The organism is Oleiphilus sp. HI0043 (genome assembly GCF_001634935.1).
The window spans coordinates 1-1,022 of sequence record NZ_LWEY01000105.1; the positions used below are offsets into that span (position 1 = coordinate 1).

At 39.6% G+C, this 1,022-nt stretch carries 1 protein-coding gene; it reads left to right on the forward strand.

Going from position 1 to position 1,022, the window contains the following annotated elements:
• On the forward strand, positions 1 to 661 hold a 661-nt coding region (locus tag A3729_RS02060), incomplete at its 5' end, for a mechanosensitive ion channel family protein (protein WP_068633049.1).
• Positions 662 to 1,022: the final 361 nt, after the last annotated feature.

Below are 1,022 nucleotides of genomic sequence, written 5' to 3' on the forward strand. Positions count from 1 at the left end.
TCCAACGCTTGGTTCGTTTGTCAGTAGCCTGGCGTCAGTCATCTTCAAGATGATGCTATTGATTGCTGTTGCATCAATGGTTGGTATTGAAACTACTTCTTTCGTTGCAGTACTCGGTGCTGCTGGCTTGGCCGTTGGTTTGGCATTGCAGGGCAGTTTGTCAAACTTCGCTGGCGGTGTTTTGATCTTGCTATTCAAGCCTTTCAAAGTAGGCGACTTAATTGATGCTCAAGGCCATATTGGTGTCGTTAAGGAAATTCAGATCTTTAACACAATTCTAACAACGGCAGATAATCGCGTCGTTATTATTCCAAACGGTGCCCTATCAAATAGCAGTATGGTTAATATCAACCAGCTGGATACTCGCCGTGTTGATTTCGTTTTTGGTATTGGTTATAGCGATGATATTGATAAAGCGAAAGCGATTATTGAAGGCTTGATCACTTCAGATTCTCGTGTATTAAAAGATCCTGAGCATTTGATTGCGATCTCTGAATTAGCGGATAGTTCAGTCAACTTTACCGTTAGGGTTTGGACTAAGACGGCGGACTACTGGGCAGTTCACTTCACAATGTTCGAAGCAGTTAAGAAAGCGTTTGATGAGCAAGGAATTAGTATTCCGTTCCCTCAACAAGACGTACATATGCATACAGTTCAATAACCTACGCACTAGCGCCGGTTATTTAAGACGTTATTTGTTTTGCTGATAAAAGGCGCTCTTTTGAGCGCCTTTTTTATTAATAAACGTATTTCCTAACCTGCGAAAGAATGAAAACAAGTGTGATAATACTGCTGAAAAACTGGAAAAAAACTCATCTATAAACGACGCTAATAAAAAGATACTTTTTGTTACTTCAACTTATCTTTGTTCGTGACTAAGATGAAGTTAAGAAAGAATTTAGTATCAACGAATTTTGCTGGTCTCTATCTGCCTGTGCATAGCGCTTCAGAAATACGAAGTGACTGAGACAAAGCAATAATTACGATTGTCTCGATCTACTAAAGACAAAAATAACGAGTGT